Origin of the sequence: Jatrophihabitans lederbergiae, assembly GCF_031845305.1 — a bacterium.
Lineage (GTDB): Bacteria > Actinomycetota > Actinomycetes > Mycobacteriales > Jatrophihabitantaceae > Jatrophihabitans_A > Jatrophihabitans_A lederbergiae.
In genome coordinates, this window is sequence record NZ_JAVREH010000064.1 from 1 (window position 1) to 19,588 (window position 19,588).

Here is a 19,588-nt window from a genome sequence, read left to right on the forward strand (position 1 = left end):
CCAACCCCGCGTCATCAAAAGAAAGATGCCCAAATGGCACGTCAAACGCGCCCACCACGCCACCTGGCCCCGACCCCAACACCCACCCATCTACCAGATCACAACCCACTAACTGAACGGTATTACCACTAAGCGGGGAGTCGCTGTGGCGGTTGCAGTCATCGGGTTGCCCACACATTCTCGAATCGGTCCTCGGGCGCCGGCTCCGCCCAGGAAAGTGCACGGTCTGCGGCCTCGCGCACTGTGGCGCTCGCGGTTTCACGGATGGCAGCTAGCTGGACCTGGTCCACGCCCAGGTCACGCAGGCGCTGTTCGGCTACTACCAGCGGGTCCCGGGTCAGCCAGTCCTCCAGCTCGCCCGCCGGGCGATACTTGCCGGGGTCCGAGCGCGAGTGACCGGAGTGCCGGTAGGTCATCGCCTCGAGCAACGTCGGGCCGTCGCCGGCCCGGCCCCGACGCACCGCTGCTTGGGCCGCTTCGAAGACGGCGACCACGTCGTTGCCATCGACTTGGACGCCCGGCATTCCGTAAGCGAGGGCGCGGTCGGTCAGATTGGGGTTCGCGGTAGTCGTGGAGATCGGCGAGTACTCGCCGTAGAGGTTGTTTTCGATGACGAACAGAACTGGCAGCTTCCACACCCCGGCGAGGTTCAGGGCCTCGTGGAACGTCCCGATGTTCGTCGCGCCGTCGCCGAAGAAGCTCGCGCTCACGGCCCCGGTGCCCAGCACCTGCGCCGCCCAACCTGCGCCGACGTTGATCGGAAGGTGGGCCCCGACGATCGCGAAGGAACCGAGGGCGCCCACGCTGAGGTCGGTCAAGTGCATCGAGCCGCCCTTGCCGTGGCACAGGCCATTTGCCTTGCCGAGGATTTCGCCGAAGGACCGGTCCAGCGGTGCGCCCTGGGCCAGCACGGTGCCGTGGCCGCGGTAGGTGCACGTCGTCGTGTCTCCCGGCCGCAGCGCGCTCGTGACGCCGACCGCCACTGCCTCCTGGCCCTGGTAGAGGTGAGTGCTTCCGCGCACCAGGGCGCGGCTGAACCAGTCCTTGACGATGTCCTCGAACACCCGGATTTCGCACATGCGTCGTTGGATGTCGAGTAGCTCCTCACGCGTGAGCGTGGCTGCGACTGATGTAGTCATGACGGATCTCCCTGGGGTCGTTGGAAGGTTCAGCGGGGCGGTCGGCCGCAGCTGGCTGCAGTGACGAAGGTGGTCGGGAGGATCACCGTCTCAGGCGGGTGGCCGCTCAGCTGGTCGAGCAACAGCCCGGCGGCGGCCAGGCCGATCTCGTACGGATCACGGTTGATCATCGCCAGAGTGGGAGTGAAGAACTTGGCGAGTGGGACGTCGTCGCAAGTGACCAGTGAGATGTCGGCAGGGACGCGCACCTTGCGGGCACCCAACTCGTCCAATACGCCGACGAGGATTTGGTTGCCGCCGGCGATGATGGCGGTCGGCGGTCGGCGTCCTGCGAGCAGTTCCCGGGTCGCGGCTTTGCCGTGGGCCTCGGTGAACGCTCCGGAGCGCACCTGCCCTACCACCCCCAGGTGGTTTTCGAGCGCGTCCTCCAGGGCGTTGATCCGCTCGCGGGTGGGCCTGACGTGCGGGGAGCCGGCCACCAGCGCGATCCGGTCGTGGCCGAGGGCGACCAGCCGGTCGACAGCCTGGTGGATGCCGGAGGCGTGATCGGACAGCACCGCACTGAACGGCTCATCCAGGGGAAGGTCTCGGTCGACGAGCACGCTCGGGGTCATCGACCGGGTGAGCGCATCGAGAGTCTCGTCGCTGGTCTCGTCGGACAGTGACAGCAGCAGGCCGTCGACACGGCGTTGCTGCAGCAGCCGGATGTGGGTGGCGTCGAGGTTGGCCTCGTTGACCGAGTTGGTCAGCAGCATCGCGTATCCCGCAGCGCGTAGGCGGACCTCGGCGCCGAGGGCTATCTGGGCCAGCAACGGGTTGGAGATGTCGCCCACCACGAAGCCAACCGTGTGGGTGGCGCCGCTGCGCAGCATCTGCGCGAGCATGTTCGGCTCGTAGCCGAGCGCCTCGACGGCTGCCATCACCCGCGCGCGCATGGCCGAGCTGACGTCCGGGTGACCGGACAGCACGCGCGATACCGACGACATCGCCACGCCGGCGCGCTCGGCGACCTCGCGCATGCCGGCCCGGTCGGTGAGGGTGGCCGCGGAGTTCAACGGCGTCAGCACCGCATTACTCGCCTTCGGTACCTTCGGCCGGCGGGCGGCGGCGCCACTCATCCCGCCGCTCCAGAGGCGGCGCCGGTCGGCGCTTGAACCGCGTCGGCTGCCAGAAGCACGTCGCGTAGCAGTGCCGATTCGGCGACCGTGTCGACGCGATTGCAGTCCAACCATTCCTGCCAGGTGTACTCGAGCGCCAGGTAGCCCTGGTAGCCGCCGAGGTGCAGCGCGCGCACGACGGCGGCCCAGTCGATCGCGTCCTCCACTACCCGCACCTGAAGCGCACCCGGCCGTCCGGGGCGGCACTGGAGGTGGCGCGCGTGCGGCAGCACCGCGTCCGCCTCGCTCTGGGATACCCCGCCGTAGATGTAATGGGCGTAGTCGAGGGTGACCTGCAGCCCCGGTACCCGGTCCAGCAGCTGCAGGGTCTTGTCCGGTGTGTCGATGAGCGACCCGGTATGGGGTTCGACCGACACCACCAGGCCGCGCACGGCCGCCATCTCCACCCGCCGACTGAGACCGTCGGCCGAGCGGGTGAGCGCGTCGCCGAAGCTGTCACCGTCGAAGGCGATGCCCGGAAGCGTGGTGATTCCTGGGGACCCAACCGTGGCAGCGAATTCGACGGCGTCCCGGAAGAAGTCGAGCGACCGTTCCTGCTCGCCGGCGTCCGGGTTGTTCGCCGACATCGTTTCGAAATCGGTGGCCGGGATCGCGAATACGTCGGCGACGAGCAGATGTCGACTCTGCACCCGCTCGCGAACCGCGCCGGCCGTCGCCTGGACCGAACCGTGGGCGTGTTCGGGGCGCACGTGTGAGCGAAGGGACATGAACCCGAGGTCGACGGCTTCGCAGCCCAGTGCGCGCACCAGATCGAGAGCAGCACCGTGTGGCAGGAGCGGCCAGGTGTAGTCGGCGCAGGACAGGCGCATCAAATGCTCCCCGTGATCGAGTGATATTCAAACGGACTGATCGCACCCTGCGAGGGTCCGGAATGCTTTCCAGTACTGTGCCGGAAAGGTCCACGGGTCCACGCGACCGCTCCGGGCCTAGGTCCAGTGGAGGAGTCGCCGTGCAACGCATTTGTTTTCTCATGGAGATCGTCGCAGGCCGGGAGGCGGAGTACCAGCGCCGACATGACGAGATTTGGCCGGAGCTGGTGGCGGAACTGCAACAGGCCGGCGTCCGGAACTACACCCTGTTCCGCCGGGACACCACCGTGATCGCCTACGCCGAGTGCCACCCTGACGCGGCAACGGCGTTTGGCAGAGTGGGGGCGACTGAGGTCAACGCGCGGTGGGCGGCATGGTTCACCGACGTGCTCGCCGAGCACACCGACCAGGCAGGCAACCTGATCGAGGCCCAAGAGGTGTGGCACCTGGACTGAGGGCGACGTCACGACGCCTCCAACTCATGCGTCGCGAGCGCCATGACCTCGGCCTCCAGCCAGGGGCGTAGCGGCAACTGGTCCAGCAGGGCGAGGAGTTCGGTAGCGTCGGCAGCCCGCCAGATGCCGATATTGGCCCGCTGTCCCGGCAGGCGCCAAATGCGCACGATAATGCCGTCCTCGACGAGTGCCCGCCCGACCTGCCGTTCGGCGGCCACCAGTTGGTCGAGATCGGGATGCCGACGCAGAGCTGCCCAGTTCTGCGTGATGGTTACAAGGAATTCCATGTCAGTACGCTAGCCAGCCGCCGCTGACATTGAGGGTGGCGCCGGTGACGAATGAGGCCCGGGCCGAGGCCAGGAAAAGCACCGCGGCGGCGACCTCCCGTGGCTCGCCCAGCCGCCCCAGCGGCGTCGCCGCAATGATGGACTCAAGCGTCTCGTCGGCGAGGTCTCTGGTCAGCATCGGCGTGTCTACCGCTCCTGGGGCGACGGTGTTGACGGTGACGGCCGACGGGCCGTAGGTCCGGGCAAGGCCACGACACAGGGAAACCAGACCGCCCTTGGTCGAGGCGTAGACGGCAGACCCGCCGTAGCCGCCGCTCCACCAGCCCTGGGACGCCGCCGCGACGAGGCGGCCACCGGTGCCCTGCCGTTTCATCTGCTCCGCCGCGGCGCGCAGCAGGAAGAACGACGCCTTGAGGTTCACGTCGTGCTGCACGTCCCAGTCCTCTTCCGTGACGTCGGTCAGGTCGTTCCTGCGGCGCAGGGTTCCGGCCATGTGCGCGACGACGTCGATACCGCCGAGCGCGTCGACGGTGTCTGCCACCAGCCCCTCGCAGCGGGAGGGAATTCGCAAGTCCGCGACAAGGGCGGTGACGGGCTCGAGTGTCTCGGGAAGGGGCCCGAGGTCCGTCGCAACGACGGAGGCACCGGCGGCGGTGAACGCATCGGTCACCGCAGCACCGATGCCACCGGCTGCGCCGGTCACCAGCACGCGTGCGTCCTTGAGGCCGTCGTCGAGAATGGACGTCACGCGTCGAGCCTATGGCGTTCGATGTAGTCCCAGTCCAGATCCCACCCAAGGCCGGGGCGATCGGAGAGGGTCAGCTCACCGTTGCGCAGTTCCGGACGGTTGGTGACCAGCGCCCACCAGAACGGGTCGCGGTCGGGGTGGAAGCACTCCGCGTAGGTGCCGTGCGGGATGCTGGCCAGCAGATGCGTGCTTACCTGCGGCTCCTCGTGATGACCCATCTGCACGTCGTAGCTGGACGCGATCGCTGCCGCCCGGCGCCATACGGTGGGTCCTCCAGACCACGAGGCGTCGAAATTGCAGACATCGATCGAACCGGCCTCCATGAGGTCCCGGCACCCGCTGGCGGACAACTCGCTCTGCCCAGCGCAGACCGGGATGCCGCCCATGTAGCGCACGTCGCGCAGCGCGCGGCGATCGTTGTGCCATTGCACGGGCTCTTCGAACCACCGAATGTCCGCGCCTTCGAGGCGGCGCGCGAGCTCGATTGCCGCAGGCACCGTATAGCCCTGGTTGGCATCAATGCAGATCACGAAGTCCGGTCCTGCTGCGGCACGCGCTCGGCGCACCCGCTCGGCGTCGACGGCAGGGGAGCGGCCGCCGACCTTGAACTTCATGCCGGCGAGGCCGAGGGCGTCGCGGTAGTAGCCGATCTCGTCCTCGATCGGCCCCAGCGGCTCCCCGTAGTAGCCGCCGATCGCGGTCATCGGCACCCGGTTACGGGCGCCACCCCACAACCGCCACAGCGGTTGCCCGAGCACCTTGCCGACAGCGTCCCACACTGCGGTGTCCATGGCGGCAAGAGCGACTAAGCCGATGCGCCGATCGCGCAGGATGTCGAAGGTTGCGGGATAGCCGGCCTGCCAGCACTGCTCGGTGGCCAACACATCGAGGCCCGCAACTCGTGGTGCGATCTCGTTGAGGAGGACCGCCTGGATCTCTCTTGCCGTCGCGTCCTCGTCGCCGACGTACGCCTCGCCGACGATCCCGGCGTCGGTGAGCACCCGGACGACCAGGGTGGCGCGGTGCGTCATCCGGTAATAGCTGCCTCGGAACTCGCGGGCCAGCGGCGCGCGGACCGGGACGGTCTCGATCGCTGTGATGTGGACGCCTGATCCTTTGGGCGATGCCGCGTCGACTGGGCCGGCGACCCGTGCGACGTCAGGCGCGTTGGGCACCATGGAGACCTCCTGGCGGGCTGGAATCGTAACCAGCCTGGCACACCGGGTCGGTGCCGGTCAAGCACCTGCGGAATAACCATCGAAACACCAGCAATTAGGGACAGGGAAGGCTGTCAGTTTGACGAGAGCTCTTGACGCGACAAGCCTTGACGTACTACTAAGAGCTGGAATCCATTCCGGAGTTTTAAAGTGTCCGGCCCTCACAGCCAGAGTCAGAGAAAGGTCGTCTCCATGGGGTCCCGAAAGGTCAGGATCGCCGCTGCGCTAGCCGCGGTCGGGCTTGTAGCGCTCACCGGCTGCAGCACCGGCAAGGCCGGCGGTGGCAGTAAGACTCAGCCGATCACGGCAGTGAGCGCCAACACCAGCGCCCTGCCTAGCACCGCCCCGAGCGGAGAGGCCAACGCCGTGCAATTCCAGACGGCAGCTCCCGGCAGTGGAAAGGGCCTGAAGATCGGTCTCATTACCCTCGACGACGCCGTGCCGTTCTCCAAGCTGGTCAGCGACAGCGTCAAGAAGCAAGCTGCGGCAGCGGGCGCGACACTCGTCTACTGCGACTCCAAGGGTGACGGGGCCACCGCGCTGGCCTGCGCGCGAAACTTCAAGGTCCAAGGAGTCAAGGGCTACCTGAACTTCCAATCCGACGCCAAGTCGGCCAACTCGATCTGCTCAGCGGGCCCGCAGGTGCCCGTGATCGCCATCGACATCGAGCAGGGCTCGTGCCAAACGTCGTTCATGGGCGCCAACAACCAGTTCGCGGGTGAGCTGGCCGGCAAGGCACTCGGCAATTCTCTTAAGCAGAAGTTCAATTGCAAGTACGACGCCTACGTCTCCATGGAGGAGCCCGACGCCGGCGCGGTCAACGTAGCCCGGATGGGTGGCTACAAGAAGGGCTTCGAGTCGGTCTGCGGCCCGATCAAAAACCTCAAGGTCGAAAATGCCTTCCGGATCGACCAGGCGCGCACCACCTTTGCCGATGTCCTCACCACGCTGCCAGGGGCGCACACCATCGTGGTGACCGCCATCAACGACGACGCGATCGAGGGTGCACTCGCCGCCGCCAAGACCGCGGGCCGAGTCAAGGACCTGTACCTCTCCGGTCAGGGTGCGGACCCGTCCGCCTGGTGCGCCATCAAGTCCAACCCGCAGTGGGTCGGCGACACCGCCTACTTCCCTGAGCGCTACGGCGAAATCGGGGTGCCCTACCTCATCAAGGCCATCAAGGGCGAGAGCGTTCCGAAGGAGCTGCTCGTGCCGCACCAGATCATCAACTCGGCCAACATCAGCAGCATCTACAACCCCTCCTGCTGAATCGAGATCTGTTCATGTCGCATGCCATCACGGCCACTGGGCCCGCAGCTTTCGAGCTGCGGGCGCGGGGGATTCGTAAGTCGTTCGGAGGCAGCGAGGTCCTGCACGGGGTCGATCTCGACATCGTCGGTGGTCGCGTTCTGGCTCTCCTGGGCGAGAACGGGGCCGGCAAGTCGACCCTCGTGCGCGTCATCGCCGGCGCCCACCTGCCCGACTCTGGGACGCTCGAGTTCGCGACCGCCGACGGCGGCTCGGACGCGGTCGCGGGCCTCAGCCCGCTGGCTGCGCGGCGCCGGGGAATACGGATGATCTTTCAGGAGCTCTCGGACGCGCCGGACCTCACCGTCGCTGAAAATATCAGCCTCGGCCACTGGCCCGGTCGGCGAGGGCTCATCAGCTGGGGCGCGCTGCGCAAGCGCGCCCGCAAGGTACTGGACAGCATGGGCGTGGAGATCGACCTCGACGCCCCGGTCGGCTCACTCCGAGTCGGTGAGCGGCAGGTGGTCGAAATCGCCCGGGCGCTGTCGGACGACGCGAGATGCCTCGTCCTCGATGAACCCACCGCGGCGCTTTCCTCCGACGAGGTGGAGCGGCTGTTCGGGTTCGCGCGGCGCCTGCGCGAGCAGGGCGTGGCGCTCGTGTACATCACTCACCGGCTCGACGAGGTCGCCGCCATCGCCGACGACGTGGTCGTCCTGCGAGACGGTTCGGTGTCTGCGGCGGGACCGGCCCACCGCTTCCAACGGACTGAACTGGTGACCGCGATGGTCGGTCGTGACATCGGCGCGGTATCGCGCCCGGCTGCGATGGCGAGCCCACGCGGCGAGGCGGTGGTCTCCTTCCGCGGCGCGAGCTCTCCGCCGGCCTTTGAGAACCTGGACCTCACCGTGCACTCAGGCGAGATCGTCTGCCTGTACGGCAAGGTAGGCAGTGGTACCGCCGACGTCGCCGATACCGTCTTCGGTCGGCGCGCTCTCACAGCAGGAGAGGTTCACATCCTCGGCCGCAAGCCAGCGGCGCGGCCCCGGGACGCGATCGACCAGGGGGTCGGCTACCTTGCGGCCGACCGCCAACGCGAAGGTGCACTGCTCACCCTCTCGATCGGGGAGAACCTCGCCGCTCCGTCTTGGCCTCGGTTGAGCCGACTAGGCGTCATCAGCGCCGCGCGCGAGCAGGATGCCTTCAACCGGTGGAGCCGGGAGCTCAACATCCGTGCCGCCGGTGGTGCCCGTCAGTCTCTCGCCAGTCTTTCCGGCGGCAATCAACAGAAGGTGCTGCTGGCTCGGTGGCTGGAATGTGGCTCGTCGCTGCTGAGCCTGGTCGAGCCCACCCGCGGTGTCGACGTCGGCGCTCGGGCCGATATCTACTTCGCCCTGCGAAAACTCGCCTCCGACGGCGCCGCAGTGCTGGTCGCCACCAGCGACTATGAGGAAGTCGTACAGCTCGCCGACCGAGCCGTGGTGATGGTTCGCGGGCGGGCCACACGTGAACTACACGGACAAGATATCACCACCGACGCCCTCACCGACAGCGCCGGCGGATGAGGCAAAACACCGGCTCGAGAGGGATCGCTGACATCGTGATCAACAACGAGATCGTTTCGCCAGGGGTGGGGGCAGCGCCCAGTACACCAGAGAGGACCACTGCGGCACCGGTGCGACGCCGCAAGCGTTCTTTACCGGAACTCGCCGCACTGCTGGTGGTCCTCGTAGCTCTCATCGCGTTCTTCTGGCTGAAGTCGCCGTACTTCATGACCCAGAACAACCTTCTGAACGTGCTGACGGCCATCGCTGTCACCGGCATCATCGCCATTCCGGGCACCATGCTGCTGATCGCCGGCCAGGTCGATCTCTCCGTCGACAGCGGTGCTGCGTTCTGCGGCGTCATGATGGCGGTCGTCGCCCAAAACCACGCGATCTTCCTCGGCGTCTTAGCCGCAGTCGGCTTGGGCGTACTCATCGGTTTGATCAACGGGTTCCTTGTCACGGTACTCAGGGTCAACGCCTTGATTGCGACGCTCGGGATGCTGGCCGTTCTGCGGGGCCTCACCGAAGTGCGGGCCAACGGCGGCACCGTCAACCTCGCCAATTTTTCCGGTCTCGGAACCGCTCGGCCATTCCTCAGCATTCCGGTGCCGGTGCTGCTATTGACTGTCACCGCTGCCGTCGCCGCACTGCTGATGCGCTACACCGTGTTCGGGCGGTCGCTGTACGCGTCCGGGTCGAACCCCGTCGCCGCACGGCTGGTCGGCGTCCGCGGCAACAGGATGATCATCATCGCTTTTGTCGCGAGCGGCTTGGGGGTGGCGCTGTCGGGTCTCATCCTCGATTCGCAGCTGTCGGCCGCGTCGCCCAACGCGGCCTCCGGTCTGGAGCTCACCGTGGTCACCGCGATCGTCCTCGGTGGGGCGAGCCTGTCCGGTGGGCGCGGCACGGTTCAAGGCACCCTCGTAGGTCTGCTGATTATCGGCGTCCTCAATAACGGGCTGACGCTCATGAACGTCTCGAGCTTCTACCAGCAAGTCGCCAGTGGCGTGCTGCTGATCATCGCCGTCAGCTTCGACCAGCTCAGGCTGAGGTTCTCGAAGGCCTAGCCTTCGCGTCATCTGGCACCACCCGGGTCAAAGGAGTGAGAGCGTGAGCAAGCTCCGCGTAGGAGTGATCGGTGCGGGTTCGTGGGCCGTGGCGGCGCATCTGCCCGCATTGGCAGCCCGTCCCGACGACGTCGACTTCGTCGGTGTCTGCCGACGGGGCGACGATGCCCTCCGCCGAGTCAAGGAGCGGTTCGGCTTCCGAATCGCCAGTGAGGACTACCGCGACGTCCTCGCCGCAGGCGTGGACGTGGTCGTCGTCGCCAGCCCGACCGCGCACCATCACGAACACGCCACGGCCGCGCTGCTCGCGGGAGCGCACGTGCTGTGCGAAAAGCCGTTCACCCTGACGAGCCAACAGGCCTGGGACGTTGTCCAGACGGCCGAGCGGGCCAATCGGCAGCTCCTGCTGTCCTTCGGATGGAACTACGCCCCCATGGTCGAGCGGGCACGCAAACTGCTGTGCGCAGGCGGCATCGGCGCCGTGGAGCAGATCTCCGTCACGATGTCCTCCCAGACGCGTGAGCTGCTCGCCGACACCGGCGGCTACCCCGACGCGAGCCCGGACTCGGCTCCGGAGCCGGCGACCTGGACCGATCCAGCCATCTCGGGCGGCGGGTACGGGCAGGCTCAGCTTTCGCACGCGCTGGCGCTCGCGTTCGGCCTGACGGGAGCCAGAGCCCGTGGTGCGTTCGCGCTCATGTCATCACCGCTCAGTGCGGCGGTGGAGTTGCACGACGCGATCTGCCTCTCGCTCGAAGGGGGCGGAATCTGCAGTGTCGCCGGCGCATCGTCGTTCGTCGGGGCGGATGGCAACAAACACCACCTGGCCGTCGAGGCCGTCGGCAGCGATGGCCAGTTCATGATCGACGTCTTCCGCGAGCGCGTGTCGCTGTTCCGGCCCGCGACCGGCCAGGCCGACCTTCCTGTCGCGCCGGGCGAGGGAGCCTACGACGGCGCCCGCGCGGCGAACTGCCTCATCGACCTTGCCTCGGGCCGCCGTACGGACAATCCCGCTCCGGGTGAGCTCGGTGCGCGCACCGTCGAGGCTTTGGAACTGGCGTACCGCAGCGCGGCCAGTGGCGCATTCGAGACCAGCTCGTGAAGGTCACCGATGTCGAGGCTGTGCCGGTTGCTTACCCAGAACCCAACGACAACTCCGCCGTGCGTCACCTGCTGTTGGTGCGGGTGACCGCGGACGACGGCCAAGTCGGTTGGGGGGAGGCAGTGACCATGTGGCCGGAGGCAACGGTCGCCACCGCGTCGCTCGTCGACGGCCTCGCGCCCCTCGTGGTGGGCCGGGATCCGATGGATCACGCCCTCGTCCACCAAGCTTTGAAAGCCCACACCTGGTGGTACGGCAACGGCGGCCTCGCCTCCTTTGCCATCTCCGCGCTGGACATCGCGCTCTGGGACCTGGCCGGCAAGGCGACTGGACTGAGTGTCGTCGACCTCCTCGGCGGTGCTGTGCACGGCCGAATACCGGCGCTGGTCAGTTGCCACGCCATGGAGAACGACCTCGACGCCATGGCAGAGACAATGGCCGGGTGGGTTGCTCACCATGACGCCGTCGGGATCAAGGTGGGTTTCGGCAAGCGTGGCAAAGCAAATCTCGGTTACGACGAAGGGCGCGACATCGCCTTCGTCGCAGCACTTCGCCAGAAGCTCGGGTCCGAGAAGTCAATCATGATCGACATCGGCGCGGCGGTGCACTGGGACGTGCGGACCGCGCTACGCCGAACCCAAGCCTTCGAAAATTTTGACATCGCGTGGATCGAGGAGCCCCTGGGACCTGATGACCCCGCGGGATACCGCCAACTCCGTTCCAGGGCCTCCACCAAAATCGCGTACGGCGAACGAGAATGGACGCCCAGGGGTATCCAGCGCATCGTAGACACCGGCACAGTCGACGTCGTCGGTGTGGACCCCGGTCGGTGTGAGGGCATTACCGGGTGGCTGGCCGCCGCGGCACACGTGCAGTCAGCGGGGCGGGAGATCAACGCCCATGCCTGGTCCAGTGCAATCGTTACGGCGGCGAGCGTAGCGCTCTCCTTCGTATCACCGCACTGTCGCCAGATCGAGATCAAGCCACTCCCGAGTCCGATGCAGCACGAGCTGACGGCGACGCCGATCGCGGCCGACGCGGGGACCTTCCGGGTGCCTAGCGGGCCCGGCCTGGGTCTCGACATCGACGAGGCGGTGCTCAACCGGTACCGGATGCCACGGTGAGGCTCGTCGGGTGCGGCTGACTTCGGTGTAGCCGGCGACGGAGCTGCCTTCGATGGGCCGAGGACCAATCCACAGCTGACGATCGAGGAAACTCAAGGGGTGATCGCGGCGTCGGCGCGTTGGGTCTGATCCCGGCCGCGCGCCTTGGCGCGGTACATGGCGACGTCGGCGGCCTCGATCAGGTCGTCGAGGTGGCGTCCATCGGCGGGGTAGTTGGCTAGGCCGATCGAGGCGGTGACCTGCCGCACGTCGTCGAATCGGAGCTCGCGGATATGGCTGTTGAGCCGGGTGCAGATGGTCAGGGCGGTGGCGGGGGCGATGCCGTCGAGGAACACTACGAACTCTTCCCCGCCGAAACGGCCGACGGCATCGTGGCCGCGTAACTCGCGTGCCAGGGTGTCGGCTACGGCGCGGAGCACGGTGTCGCCGGCCAGGTGTCCGTAGGTGTCGTTGAGCTTCTTGAAGTGGTCCAGGTCGATCATGAGGACCGCGGCGCCGTTGCGGCCGCGCTGCACCCGGCGTAGCTGCCGCTGAGCAAGCTGGCGCCACCCGGCCGCATTGAGCAGCCCGGTCTTGGCGTCGGTGGTGGCCCCGTGCTGAAGTCGGCGCACGAGGGAGCTGCGGTGTATCACCACGAGCAGGACCAGGACCAGTGGTGTCATCAGTGGCGAGTGGAGTAGCGCTTCGGCGGTCAGCACGCCCAGGACGAGGGTGGCGAGTTCCAGGGCGAGGTCGTCGCCGGTGAGCATTCCGGTGCGCCAGTTCGCCGGCCGGGTAACGATGTAGACGACGGTGGAGACCAGCGATTGGTTGATGGCCATGTAGGCCAGCAGGGCGGCCAGGACTCCGATCGCCCCGGGCAGGCCGACCGCGAGCACGCCGCGGGAGGGGATGGCGGCGGTGTTGAGGGTGGAGGCGGCCAGGGTGGCCAGCACCACGGTGGCGGCGGTGAAGATCAGCCGGTGTGGGTGGCCCGTTTGGTGGCGGTGCTCGCGCACGAGCCGGTGGCCGTAGAGCACGACGACGAACAAGCCGGCCCATCCGGCGGGCAGGGTCAGCGCCGCGGCGAAGCACCATACGGCGACCGGGCTGGCCCAGGTGCCGGTACTGGCGGCCAGGTAATGGCGCAGTCGCTCCACCCGGTCTCCTGCCTCGGCATAGCCGGCGCTGAGCGCTACCAGCAGCGCGAACCGGTCGAAGTCGCCGTGGGTCGGATGACCGTGGAGCAGCGCGGTTGCAGCGAGGAGGGTGACGGCAGCTTCAAGAATGAGGATGATGAGCCGTGCTGGCCACGGTGTCGCCCACAAAGCCCATCGGGTCCAGCGGCTTGGGCGTGACGACGAACGCCTATCGCCGCTGCTCACCGCCATGACATCGTGGTTCCTCACCGTAGGGCACAGCGTGCAACGAACCTGTCAGTGCCGATGGTGCCATGTTGCCCTACATGCCCTTGTTCGGGGAGGTATTCACAGGTTCCGGTAACTCAGGAGGATCCTAAGGACCGGTGATGCGACCCGGCCCGCGATTCTTCGCGATCCACTCCCACGACCACCGAGGCAGGTGAAGTCCGCATGATGTCTAACCAAGAATGGGCGTAGCTCCAGATCAGCTGGCCAACATCCATAACGAGACGGAGGCAGGTGGGTTACGTGCGCAATCAGGAATGGGCTTGACACCAATTGGATCAGACGAACAACAAAAGCCAGAAGGGTGAAGACATGACGTTCAACCAGGAATGGGCCTGACGGTTCACTGTGGGGCCAGTCTTGCATGTTGCCGCGCCGACGGTTCAGTGCCACCGGGACAGCAAGGACCGCCCCGGACACGCCAGCAGATGGCGATGGCCGGGCGGTGCCCACGCTTGCACCCAGGACACCGCCGGCCAACAGCCCGGCCCCCTGACCGGCCAGCAGTCCCGCTGAGGCCAGGCCCGGTCGGCATCGGCTGCCTGCGTCATACCGGATGACCTCCGGCGAGCCGATCGGCCGCCTCGGCGGTGCACGCGGGACCGCTGCGTGGTAGCCCGCGCCGGACTGACGTGACTGTCATCGCCGGCCGCGCGGTGCCCAGGGCGGTGACGGCGCTGCGCGGGGTGCTCATCGCGGCCAACTGTGCCGCGGGTGGCGGGGATGTGCTGGCCGGGATCGAGGTCGTCACGTCGATCTCGGCCGGTCAGTCGCCCAGGGCATCGGCCGGCCTGCTGCGCGGTCAGGCCTGTGCCCAGCGACGCCAGGGCGCCCATCATGCCGAGCCTGACCGCTGACAGCCCGGAAGCCGTCCGGTCGAGGAACGGCCAGCAGCACCACCTGAGCCACGTCGGCGGCGTGGACCGATCGCCGTAAGCGGATCAGAACCTTCAGTGGACGCTCCGGCCGCCATCAGTCGCTTGCTGGTGGCGGTTCATCGTGTGCGGGGACCCACTGGCGGGCTCCCTTGATGCGCAGTCCCGGTCGTGGGTAACGCGCAGCTGCAGAGCACCCTTCCGCGGCAGGCCGACCGACCGACACGAGAAAACGTCGATCAGTGTCTACTCGGTCGACGTTCGGAGGCCGCTGACCGTGCACCGTCTTCCGTCAGCCGGCGATCACGATTCATGCGAGCCTTAACCCAGCCGCGCGCAAGGCGCACGATCACACCGACGACAAGCGGCACGAAAGACAAACCCCGACCGGGACCCCAAAGCGCCCACGCCACGGTGCCGATGGCGATCAGGACCACGTACAACAGCATCCACGGCCAGACCCTCAGCCAGCTGTCTTTGGTCACGTTCTGTCCGATCAAGGCGATGTCAACCTGGGCAACTTAGGATAGCTACGAAGCCGCGTCATGATCTCAGGGCCGGCAGTAACTCGAGTCACCGGAGCTCGGTCTCTCAACGTGTCATGCGTCTGATACCCGGCTGCGCGGCAGCAGCAAGGAGGGTGGCGATGTCGGCGTGTCCTTTGGTGATGAGACCGCCGGTTACTCGGATATGCGGGTCCGGCTCGGGGAGCACTGCGAAGGGCGACCCGGGTGCTACGCCGATGCCCTGGCTTGCAAGCCTGACTGTGGTTGCGGACTCATCGTGAACGGGGATCCAGAGGTTGAGGCCGTCGTTGCCTTCGACGGAAATGTCATGGCTGGCGAGGGCTTCGATGAGCAGATCGCGTCGGAGTCGATATTCGCCTCGTGCGTGCTCGACCTGTTCACGTGCTCGGGGGTCGGTGAGCAGGGTCAGCAGAATGCGTTGGAGCAGGCGGCTGCTCCAACCCTGGCCCAGCTGCCTGCGGTGGGTGATCTGGTTGATGAGCGCGCTCGGTCCGCTGATGGCTGCGAGTCGTAGATCGGGCCCGTGGGACTTGGAGAAGCTGCGGATATGCAGCGTTTGACTGGGAATCCAGCGTCCTAGGCTGATCGCCGGCGTGCTCGCGATAGCGCCGGCCGAGTCGTCTTCCACGACTGGGGCTTTGTGTGGTTTGAGCGCGGCGGCCACCTGACGGGCTCGAGAGCGACTGATGGAAACGCCGGTCGGGTTCTGCCCCCTCGGCTGGATGAACACGGCGTTGACCGGAGAGCGCAGCGCGTCGGCGAGTGAGTCCATGCGCGGCCCGTGTTCGTCAAGTGGGATCCCGACAATCTCGACTCCGATTGCTTCCAGCAGGTCGAGCAGCGGCGGGAAGCATGGGTGTTCGACGATTACTCGGTCACCGAACCGGAGCAGGGTCCTCGCTGCCAGTTCCAGGCCATCCATGGCTCCATCTACGACGGTGAATTCTTCTGCGTCATACGGCCAGTCGTCGCGTAATGTCTCGATCAACTCCGGCAATACCGGCTCGTCGAGATAGTTGCCCGGTGTCGCCGCGGTGGTGAGATGTTTCAGAGCCCGCGTCAGCTCCGGGAGCAGATCAGGATCCGGCACTCCGGTCGAGAGGTCCTGGCGAAAGTGCGTTGTGTGCGCCAGCGCCTGACGGTAGCGCGATGACCCCAGGGCGCTCGTGTCGACAACTGTTGTGCCACGTCGGCCATCGGTCTGGATGGCACCGGACCTCGCCAGCAATCCCCAGCTTGCTGCAACGGTTGCCGGCGCAAGGCCGAGCTCGGCGGCGACCATGCGGATGGGCGGAAGCTTGATGCCGGGTGCCAAGATGCCATCCCGGATCCCGTGGCTGACCGCGTTGGCGAGACCGCTCGCTGTGGGCTTATCCAGATATCGCCGTATCGTCACCATAACGTCAGTCATTATTGTACTATAACAATAAAGCTATTGTGCTGCCAAGCGCTGGGCCATATCGTTTCGGCCATGACGACGCTTATCTCGCACTGGATCGATGGCCGGACGACCGCTGGCACCTCGGGTCGAACCTCGCCGGTCTACAACCCGGCCACCGGGGTGCAGACTGCCGAGGTTGACCTGGCCACTGCCGCCGAGGTCGATGCTGTCGTGACCAAGGCCGCGGCGGCGGCGATCCAATGGCGCCAGGCTTCGCTTTCGCGGCGCTCGGCCGTTCTGTTTGCGTTTCGTGAGCTTCTGCATGCCAGAACCGACGAGTTGGCCGCAATCGTGACCGCCGAGCACGGCAAGGTTCTCTCCGATGCGGTCGGGGAGATCTCGCGTGGCCTGGAAAACGTCGAGTTCGCTACCGGCGTTCCACAGCTGCTCAAAGGTGGCTTCTCAGAGCAGGCCTCGACCGGCGTGGACGTCTACTCGATCCGGCAGCCACTTGGCGTGGTCGCCGGCATCACACCATTCAACTTCCCGGTCATGGTGCCACTGTGGATGTGCGCGAACGCGATCGCCACGGGAAACGCATTCATCCTCAAGCCGAGCGAGAAGGACCCGTCCGCGGCCCTGTTCCTGGCCCAGCTGTGGGCTGAGGCCGGGCTACCCGACGGGATATTCAGCGTCGTGCAGGGCGACAAGGAGGCCGTTGACGCGCTGCTCGTTCACCCTGACATCGCCGCCGTCAGTTTCGTCGGTTCCACGCCCATCGCGCGCTACATCTACGAAACGGGGACTGCCAACGGGAAGCGAGTGCAAGCCCTGGGTGGCGCCAAGAACCACATGATCGTGCTACCGGACGCCGATATCGACATGGCCGCCGACGCAGCGGTATCGGCCGCCTACGGGGCGGCCGGCGAACGCTGCATGTCGATCTCGGTCGCCGTCGCGATCGGCGATATCGGGGACGAGCTGGTGGAGGCCATCGCTGCCCGGCTGCCCAAGCTCACCATCGGCAACGGCGCGGACCCCGACACAGACATGGGCCCCTTGATTACCGCCGTGCACCGTGACAGGGTCGTCGGCTACATCGCCGAAGGTGCCGAATCCGGTGCCACCGTAGTGGTCGACGGTCGGCCTGGCTACGGCGCCGACGTTCCGGCGGACGGATTCTTCCTCGGCACCACCTTGCTGGACAATGTCACCACAGGAATGAGCGTCTACACCGACGAGATCTTCGGTCCCGTGCTGTCGGTCGTGCGAGCAGACACCTACGAGCAGGCGTTGCGCATCGTCAACTCCAACCAGTACGCCAACGGCACCGCGATCTTCACCCGCGACGGCGGGGCGGCCCGGCAGTTCCAGTTCGACGTCGAGGTGGGAATGGTCGGCATCAACGTACCGATCCCCGTTCCCGTCGCCTACTACTCCTTCGGTGGCTGGAAGGCCTCCCTTTTCGGTGACACCCACATGTATGGGCCTGAAGGCATCAACTTCTACACCCGGGGCAAGGTCGTCACCTCGCGCTGGCCCGACCCCGCGACGTCGACCGTGGATCTCGGCTTTCCCCGGACCCGATAAGGAGCTATCGACATGACCGGGACTCTGACCTCGTCGCTGCTGCCCTCATCGACCGAAGAACAGGTCCGTTCCGCGGACCGGGCTCACGTCTTTCACTCCTGGTCCGCTCAGGCGATGATCGACCCGCTACCGATCGCGTCGGCGCAAGGGTCCTACTTCGCCGACTTCGCCGGCAAGCGGTACCTGGACTTCTCCAGTCAGCTGGTCAACATCAACATCGGTTACCAGCACCCCATGCTGATCGCGGCCATCCAGGAGCAGGCAGCCAAGCTCTGCACCGTCGGACCACCGTTCGCCAACGACGCCCGCAGTGAAGCAGCCCGGCTCATCGCCGGGGTCGCCCCACGAGGACTGGACAAGGTGTTCTTCACCAACGGGGGTGCCGAGGCGAACGAGAACGCCGTCCGGATGGCGCGCCTGCATACCGGGCGCCACAAGGTGTTCGCGGCCTATCGCAGCTACCACGGCGCGACCGCTGGTGCCATCGCTCTCACCGGCGACCCGCGGCGCTGGGACTCCGAGCCTGGAATGCCGGGCATCGTGCGGTACTGGGGGCCCTACTTGTACCGTTCGGCCTTCCATGCCGAGACGGAGGCACAGGAATCCGAACGCGCCCTTCAACATCTGCGGAACCTAATCACGGTAGAGGGTCCGCACACCGTCGCGGCGATCCTGCTCGAAACGGTAGTCGGCACCAACGGCATCCTGATCCCTCCCGAGGGCTACCTCACCGGTGTCCGCGCACTGTGTGACGAGTTCGGGATCGTGATGATCGCCGACGAGGTCATGGCCGGTTTCGGGCGCTGTGGTGAGTGGTTCGCCGTTGATCACTGGAAGGTCACCCCAGACCTGATCACCTTTGCCAAGGGCGTCAACTCCGGTTACATCCCCCTCGGCGGCGTCATCATCGCTGAAGCCATCGCAGCCACCTTCGAAACACGAGCCTTTCCCGGCGGCCTCACCTACTCCGGTCACCCGCTTGCCTGCGCATCGGCTGTCGCCTCGATCAACATCTTCAAGGACGAGGGGATCATCGACAATGCCCGCATGCTGGGTAAGGACGTCATCGGATCTGCACTTCATGCCCTAGCCGAACGGCATCCCTCGATCGGCGAGGTCCGCGGCATTGGCACCTTCTGGGCGCTGGAGCTCGTTCGTGACCGAGACACCCGCGAGCCACTCGTGCCCTATAACGCCACCGGCACGGCGGCGGCCCCCATGACCCGATTCGCCTCCGCCTGCAAAGAACGTGGGCTGTGGCCGTTCATCCACTTCAACCGAACCCACATCGTCCCACCCTGCACGACGACGTCCGACGAGATCTCCGAGGGCATCGCGATACTCGACGAAGCTCTCATAGTCGCAGATCAGTACTACACCGGAAGTTGATTCCGCTGTCTCGAGCCATCATGCCAAGGCGCCCCAGTAACCGAAGTAGTCACCGAGAGGACCCGACATGACCGGATCAGCACGGCCCGATAGTCGCCGAGCGGCGTCGCCGTGGGTAGGCCTGCGATGAGTGAGACCCCGATCGCCCCCAGCGTCGACGGGGGTGCTTACACACAGGAGTTGTCACGGTCGCTCTCGCTCGGTGGCAACATCCTGATCACCCTGTCGGCCGTTACGCCGGCCTCAAGCGTGTTCATCATCATTCCCACCGTCCTCGCGGCGGTCGGCGGCGCTTCGTTCGTTGCATTTCTTGCCTCGGCATTCGTCGGCATCTTAATGGCCTTCTGTTACGCCGAACTCGCCTCGGCGTTCCCGGGACCTGACCCCGAGTAGTGGACACGCTCAATCCCTGCTTCGGTGGGGTGGAAGCGAGATGATCCACTCATGGCGAGGAAGAACTACTCCGAGGAGTTTCGCCGCGACGCTGTCGAGTTGTATC

18 protein-coding genes are annotated in these 19,588 nt (G+C 66.4%); 10 read left to right on the forward strand and 8 right to left on the reverse strand.

Annotated features, from left to right (window positions below):
• Positions 1–158: 158 nt before the first annotated feature.
• From RM423_RS21745 to RM423_RS21755, 3 genes are read right to left on the reverse strand one after another with little or no spacing between them, the layout of a single operon-like run.
• Positions 159–1,139: a thiamine pyrophosphate-dependent dehydrogenase E1 component subunit alpha gene (locus RM423_RS21745; protein WP_311425147.1), complete on the reverse strand. Its 981-nt coding sequence runs from the start codon at positions 1,137–1,139 to the stop codon at positions 159–161.
• A gap of 29 nt (positions 1,140–1,168) precedes the next feature.
• Entirely contained in the window at positions 1,169–2,257 is a 1,089-nt protein-coding gene (locus tag RM423_RS21750) for a LacI family DNA-binding transcriptional regulator (protein WP_311425148.1), read from the reverse strand.
• Positions 2,254–3,126, reverse strand: coding sequence for a sugar phosphate isomerase/epimerase family protein (locus tag RM423_RS21755; protein WP_311425149.1), 873 nt, complete (start codon positions 3,124–3,126; stop codon positions 2,254–2,256). Before RM423_RS21755 ends, RM423_RS21750 begins: the two co-directional genes overlap by 4 nt.
• Positions 3,127–3,266: 140 nt before the next feature.
• Here RM423_RS21755 and RM423_RS21760 point away from each other — a divergent pair, with 140 nt between their 5' ends.
• Positions 3,267–3,581 carry an L-rhamnose mutarotase gene (locus RM423_RS21760; RefSeq protein WP_311425150.1) on the forward strand — a complete coding sequence of 105 codons (315 nt, stop codon included), beginning with the start codon at positions 3,267–3,269 and terminating at the stop codon, positions 3,579–3,581.
• Between the two features lie 8 nt (positions 3,582–3,589).
• Here RM423_RS21760 and RM423_RS21765 read toward each other — a convergent pair whose 3' ends face one another.
• Genes RM423_RS21765 through RM423_RS21775 form a run of 3 tightly spaced genes read right to left on the reverse strand, consistent with a single transcriptional unit; the run spans position 3,590 to position 5,794 of the window.
• Entirely contained in the window at positions 3,590–3,868 is a 279-nt protein-coding gene (locus RM423_RS21765; protein ID WP_311425151.1) for a muconolactone Delta-isomerase family protein, read from the reverse strand.
• Position 3,869: 1 nt separating this feature from the next.
• Positions 3,870–4,616 (reverse strand): SDR family NAD(P)-dependent oxidoreductase, encoded by a 747-nt coding sequence (locus RM423_RS21770; RefSeq protein ID WP_311425152.1) that lies wholly within the window; start codon positions 4,614–4,616, stop codon positions 3,870–3,872.
• Complete coding sequence (locus RM423_RS21775) at positions 4,613–5,794, reverse strand: mandelate racemase/muconate lactonizing enzyme family protein (RefSeq protein WP_311425153.1); 1,182 nt, start codon at positions 5,792–5,794, stop codon at positions 4,613–4,615. The genes RM423_RS21770 and RM423_RS21775 overlap by 4 nt, the downstream gene beginning before the upstream one ends.
• Positions 5,795–6,025: 231 nt before the next feature.
• On the opposite strand from RM423_RS21775, the gene RM423_RS21780 reads away from it, so the two are divergent.
• From RM423_RS21780 to RM423_RS21800, 5 genes are all read left to right on the forward strand, one after another.
• Positions 6,026–7,102 carry a sugar ABC transporter substrate-binding protein gene (locus tag RM423_RS21780; protein ID WP_311425154.1) on the forward strand — a complete coding sequence of 359 codons (1,077 nt, stop codon included), beginning with the start codon at positions 6,026–6,028 and terminating at the stop codon, positions 7,100–7,102.
• A 14-nt stretch (positions 7,103–7,116) separates the two neighbouring features.
• Positions 7,117–8,646 (forward strand): sugar ABC transporter ATP-binding protein, encoded by a 1,530-nt coding sequence (locus RM423_RS21785; RefSeq protein ID WP_311425155.1) that lies wholly within the window; start codon positions 7,117–7,119, stop codon positions 8,644–8,646.
• A 110-nt stretch (positions 8,647–8,756) separates the two neighbouring features.
• Positions 8,757–9,695 (forward strand): ABC transporter permease, encoded by a 939-nt coding sequence (locus tag RM423_RS21790; protein WP_311425156.1) that lies wholly within the window; start codon positions 8,757–8,759, stop codon positions 9,693–9,695.
• A 43-nt stretch (positions 9,696–9,738) separates the two neighbouring features.
• Positions 9,739–10,797, forward strand: coding sequence for a Gfo/Idh/MocA family protein (locus RM423_RS21795; protein ID WP_311425157.1), 1,059 nt, complete (start codon positions 9,739–9,741; stop codon positions 10,795–10,797).
• The gene (locus RM423_RS21800; RefSeq protein ID WP_311425158.1) at positions 10,794–11,921 is read left to right on the forward strand and encodes a mandelate racemase/muconate lactonizing enzyme family protein; all 1,128 of its coding nucleotides are present in this window, start codon (positions 10,794–10,796) and stop codon (positions 11,919–11,921) included. Before RM423_RS21795 ends, RM423_RS21800 begins: the two co-directional genes overlap by 4 nt.
• Positions 11,922–12,013: 92 nt before the next feature.
• Here RM423_RS21800 and RM423_RS21805 read toward each other — a convergent pair whose 3' ends face one another.
• Entirely contained in the window at positions 12,014–13,228 is a 1,215-nt protein-coding gene (locus tag RM423_RS21805; protein ID WP_311425159.1) for a GGDEF domain-containing protein, read from the reverse strand.
• 731 nt (positions 13,229–13,959) lie between these two features.
• Here RM423_RS21805 and RM423_RS21810 point away from each other — a divergent pair.
• Positions 13,960–14,184 (forward strand): hypothetical protein, encoded by a 225-nt coding sequence (locus RM423_RS21810; RefSeq protein WP_311425160.1) that lies wholly within the window; start codon positions 13,960–13,962, stop codon positions 14,182–14,184.
• A gap of 609 nt (positions 14,185–14,793) precedes the next feature.
• On the opposite strand, the gene RM423_RS21815 is transcribed toward RM423_RS21810, so the two are convergent.
• Entirely contained in the window at positions 14,794–16,140 is a 1,347-nt protein-coding gene (locus tag RM423_RS21815) for an aminotransferase-like domain-containing protein (RefSeq protein ID WP_311425161.1), read from the reverse strand.
• Positions 16,141–16,200: 60 nt separating this feature from the next.
• Between RM423_RS21815 and RM423_RS21820 the strand changes: the two genes are divergently transcribed.
• The 3 genes from RM423_RS21820 to RM423_RS21830 all read left to right on the forward strand — a co-directional run bounded on the left by RM423_RS21820 (position 16,201) and on the right by RM423_RS21830 (position 19,482).
• Positions 16,201–17,700, forward strand: a complete 1,500-nt coding sequence (locus RM423_RS21820) for a CoA-acylating methylmalonate-semialdehyde dehydrogenase (protein WP_311425162.1) — start codon at positions 16,201–16,203, stop codon at positions 17,698–17,700.
• A gap of 12 nt (positions 17,701–17,712) precedes the next feature.
• On the forward strand, positions 17,713–19,089 hold the full coding sequence (locus RM423_RS21825) for an aspartate aminotransferase family protein (protein WP_311425163.1): 1,377 nt from the start codon (positions 17,713–17,715) through the stop codon (positions 19,087–19,089).
• A 126-nt stretch (positions 19,090–19,215) separates the two neighbouring features.
• The gene (locus RM423_RS21830; RefSeq protein WP_311425164.1) at positions 19,216–19,482 is read left to right on the forward strand and encodes a hypothetical protein; all 267 of its coding nucleotides are present in this window, start codon (positions 19,216–19,218) and stop codon (positions 19,480–19,482) included.
• The last annotated feature ends 106 nt before the right edge of the window (positions 19,483–19,588 follow it).

Excerpts from the sequence above, each read along its gene's own strand:
- RM423_RS21745 (WP_311425147.1), bottom strand. The coding sequence starts at position 1,139 with ATGACTACATCAGTCGCAGCCACGCTCACGCGTGAGGAGCTACTCGAC.
- RM423_RS21750 (WP_311425148.1), bottom strand. The coding sequence starts at position 2,257 with ATGAGTGGCGCCGCCGCCCGCCGGCCGAAGGTACCGAAGGCGAGTAAT.
- RM423_RS21755 (WP_311425149.1), bottom strand. The coding sequence starts at position 3,126 with ATGCGCCTGTCCTGCGCCGACTACACCTGGCCGCTCCTGCCACACGGT.
- RM423_RS21765 (WP_311425151.1), bottom strand. The coding sequence starts at position 3,868 with ATGGAATTCCTTGTAACCATCACGCAGAACTGGGCAGCTCTGCGTCGG.
- RM423_RS21775 (WP_311425153.1), bottom strand. The coding sequence starts at position 5,794 with ATGGTGCCCAACGCGCCTGACGTCGCACGGGTCGCCGGCCCAGTCGAC.
- RM423_RS21780 (WP_311425154.1), top strand. The coding sequence starts at position 6,026 with ATGGGGTCCCGAAAGGTCAGGATCGCCGCTGCGCTAGCCGCGGTCGGG.
- RM423_RS21785 (WP_311425155.1), top strand. The coding sequence starts at position 7,117 with ATGTCGCATGCCATCACGGCCACTGGGCCCGCAGCTTTCGAGCTGCGG.
- RM423_RS21815 (WP_311425161.1), bottom strand. The coding sequence starts at position 16,140 with ATGACTGACGTTATGGTGACGATACGGCGATATCTGGATAAGCCCACA.
- RM423_RS21820 (WP_311425162.1), top strand. The coding sequence starts at position 16,201 with ATGACGACGCTTATCTCGCACTGGATCGATGGCCGGACGACCGCTGGC.
- RM423_RS21825 (WP_311425163.1), top strand. The coding sequence starts at position 17,713 with ATGACCGGGACTCTGACCTCGTCGCTGCTGCCCTCATCGACCGAAGAA.
- RM423_RS21830 (WP_311425164.1), top strand. The coding sequence starts at position 19,216 with ATGAGTGAGACCCCGATCGCCCCCAGCGTCGACGGGGGTGCTTACACA.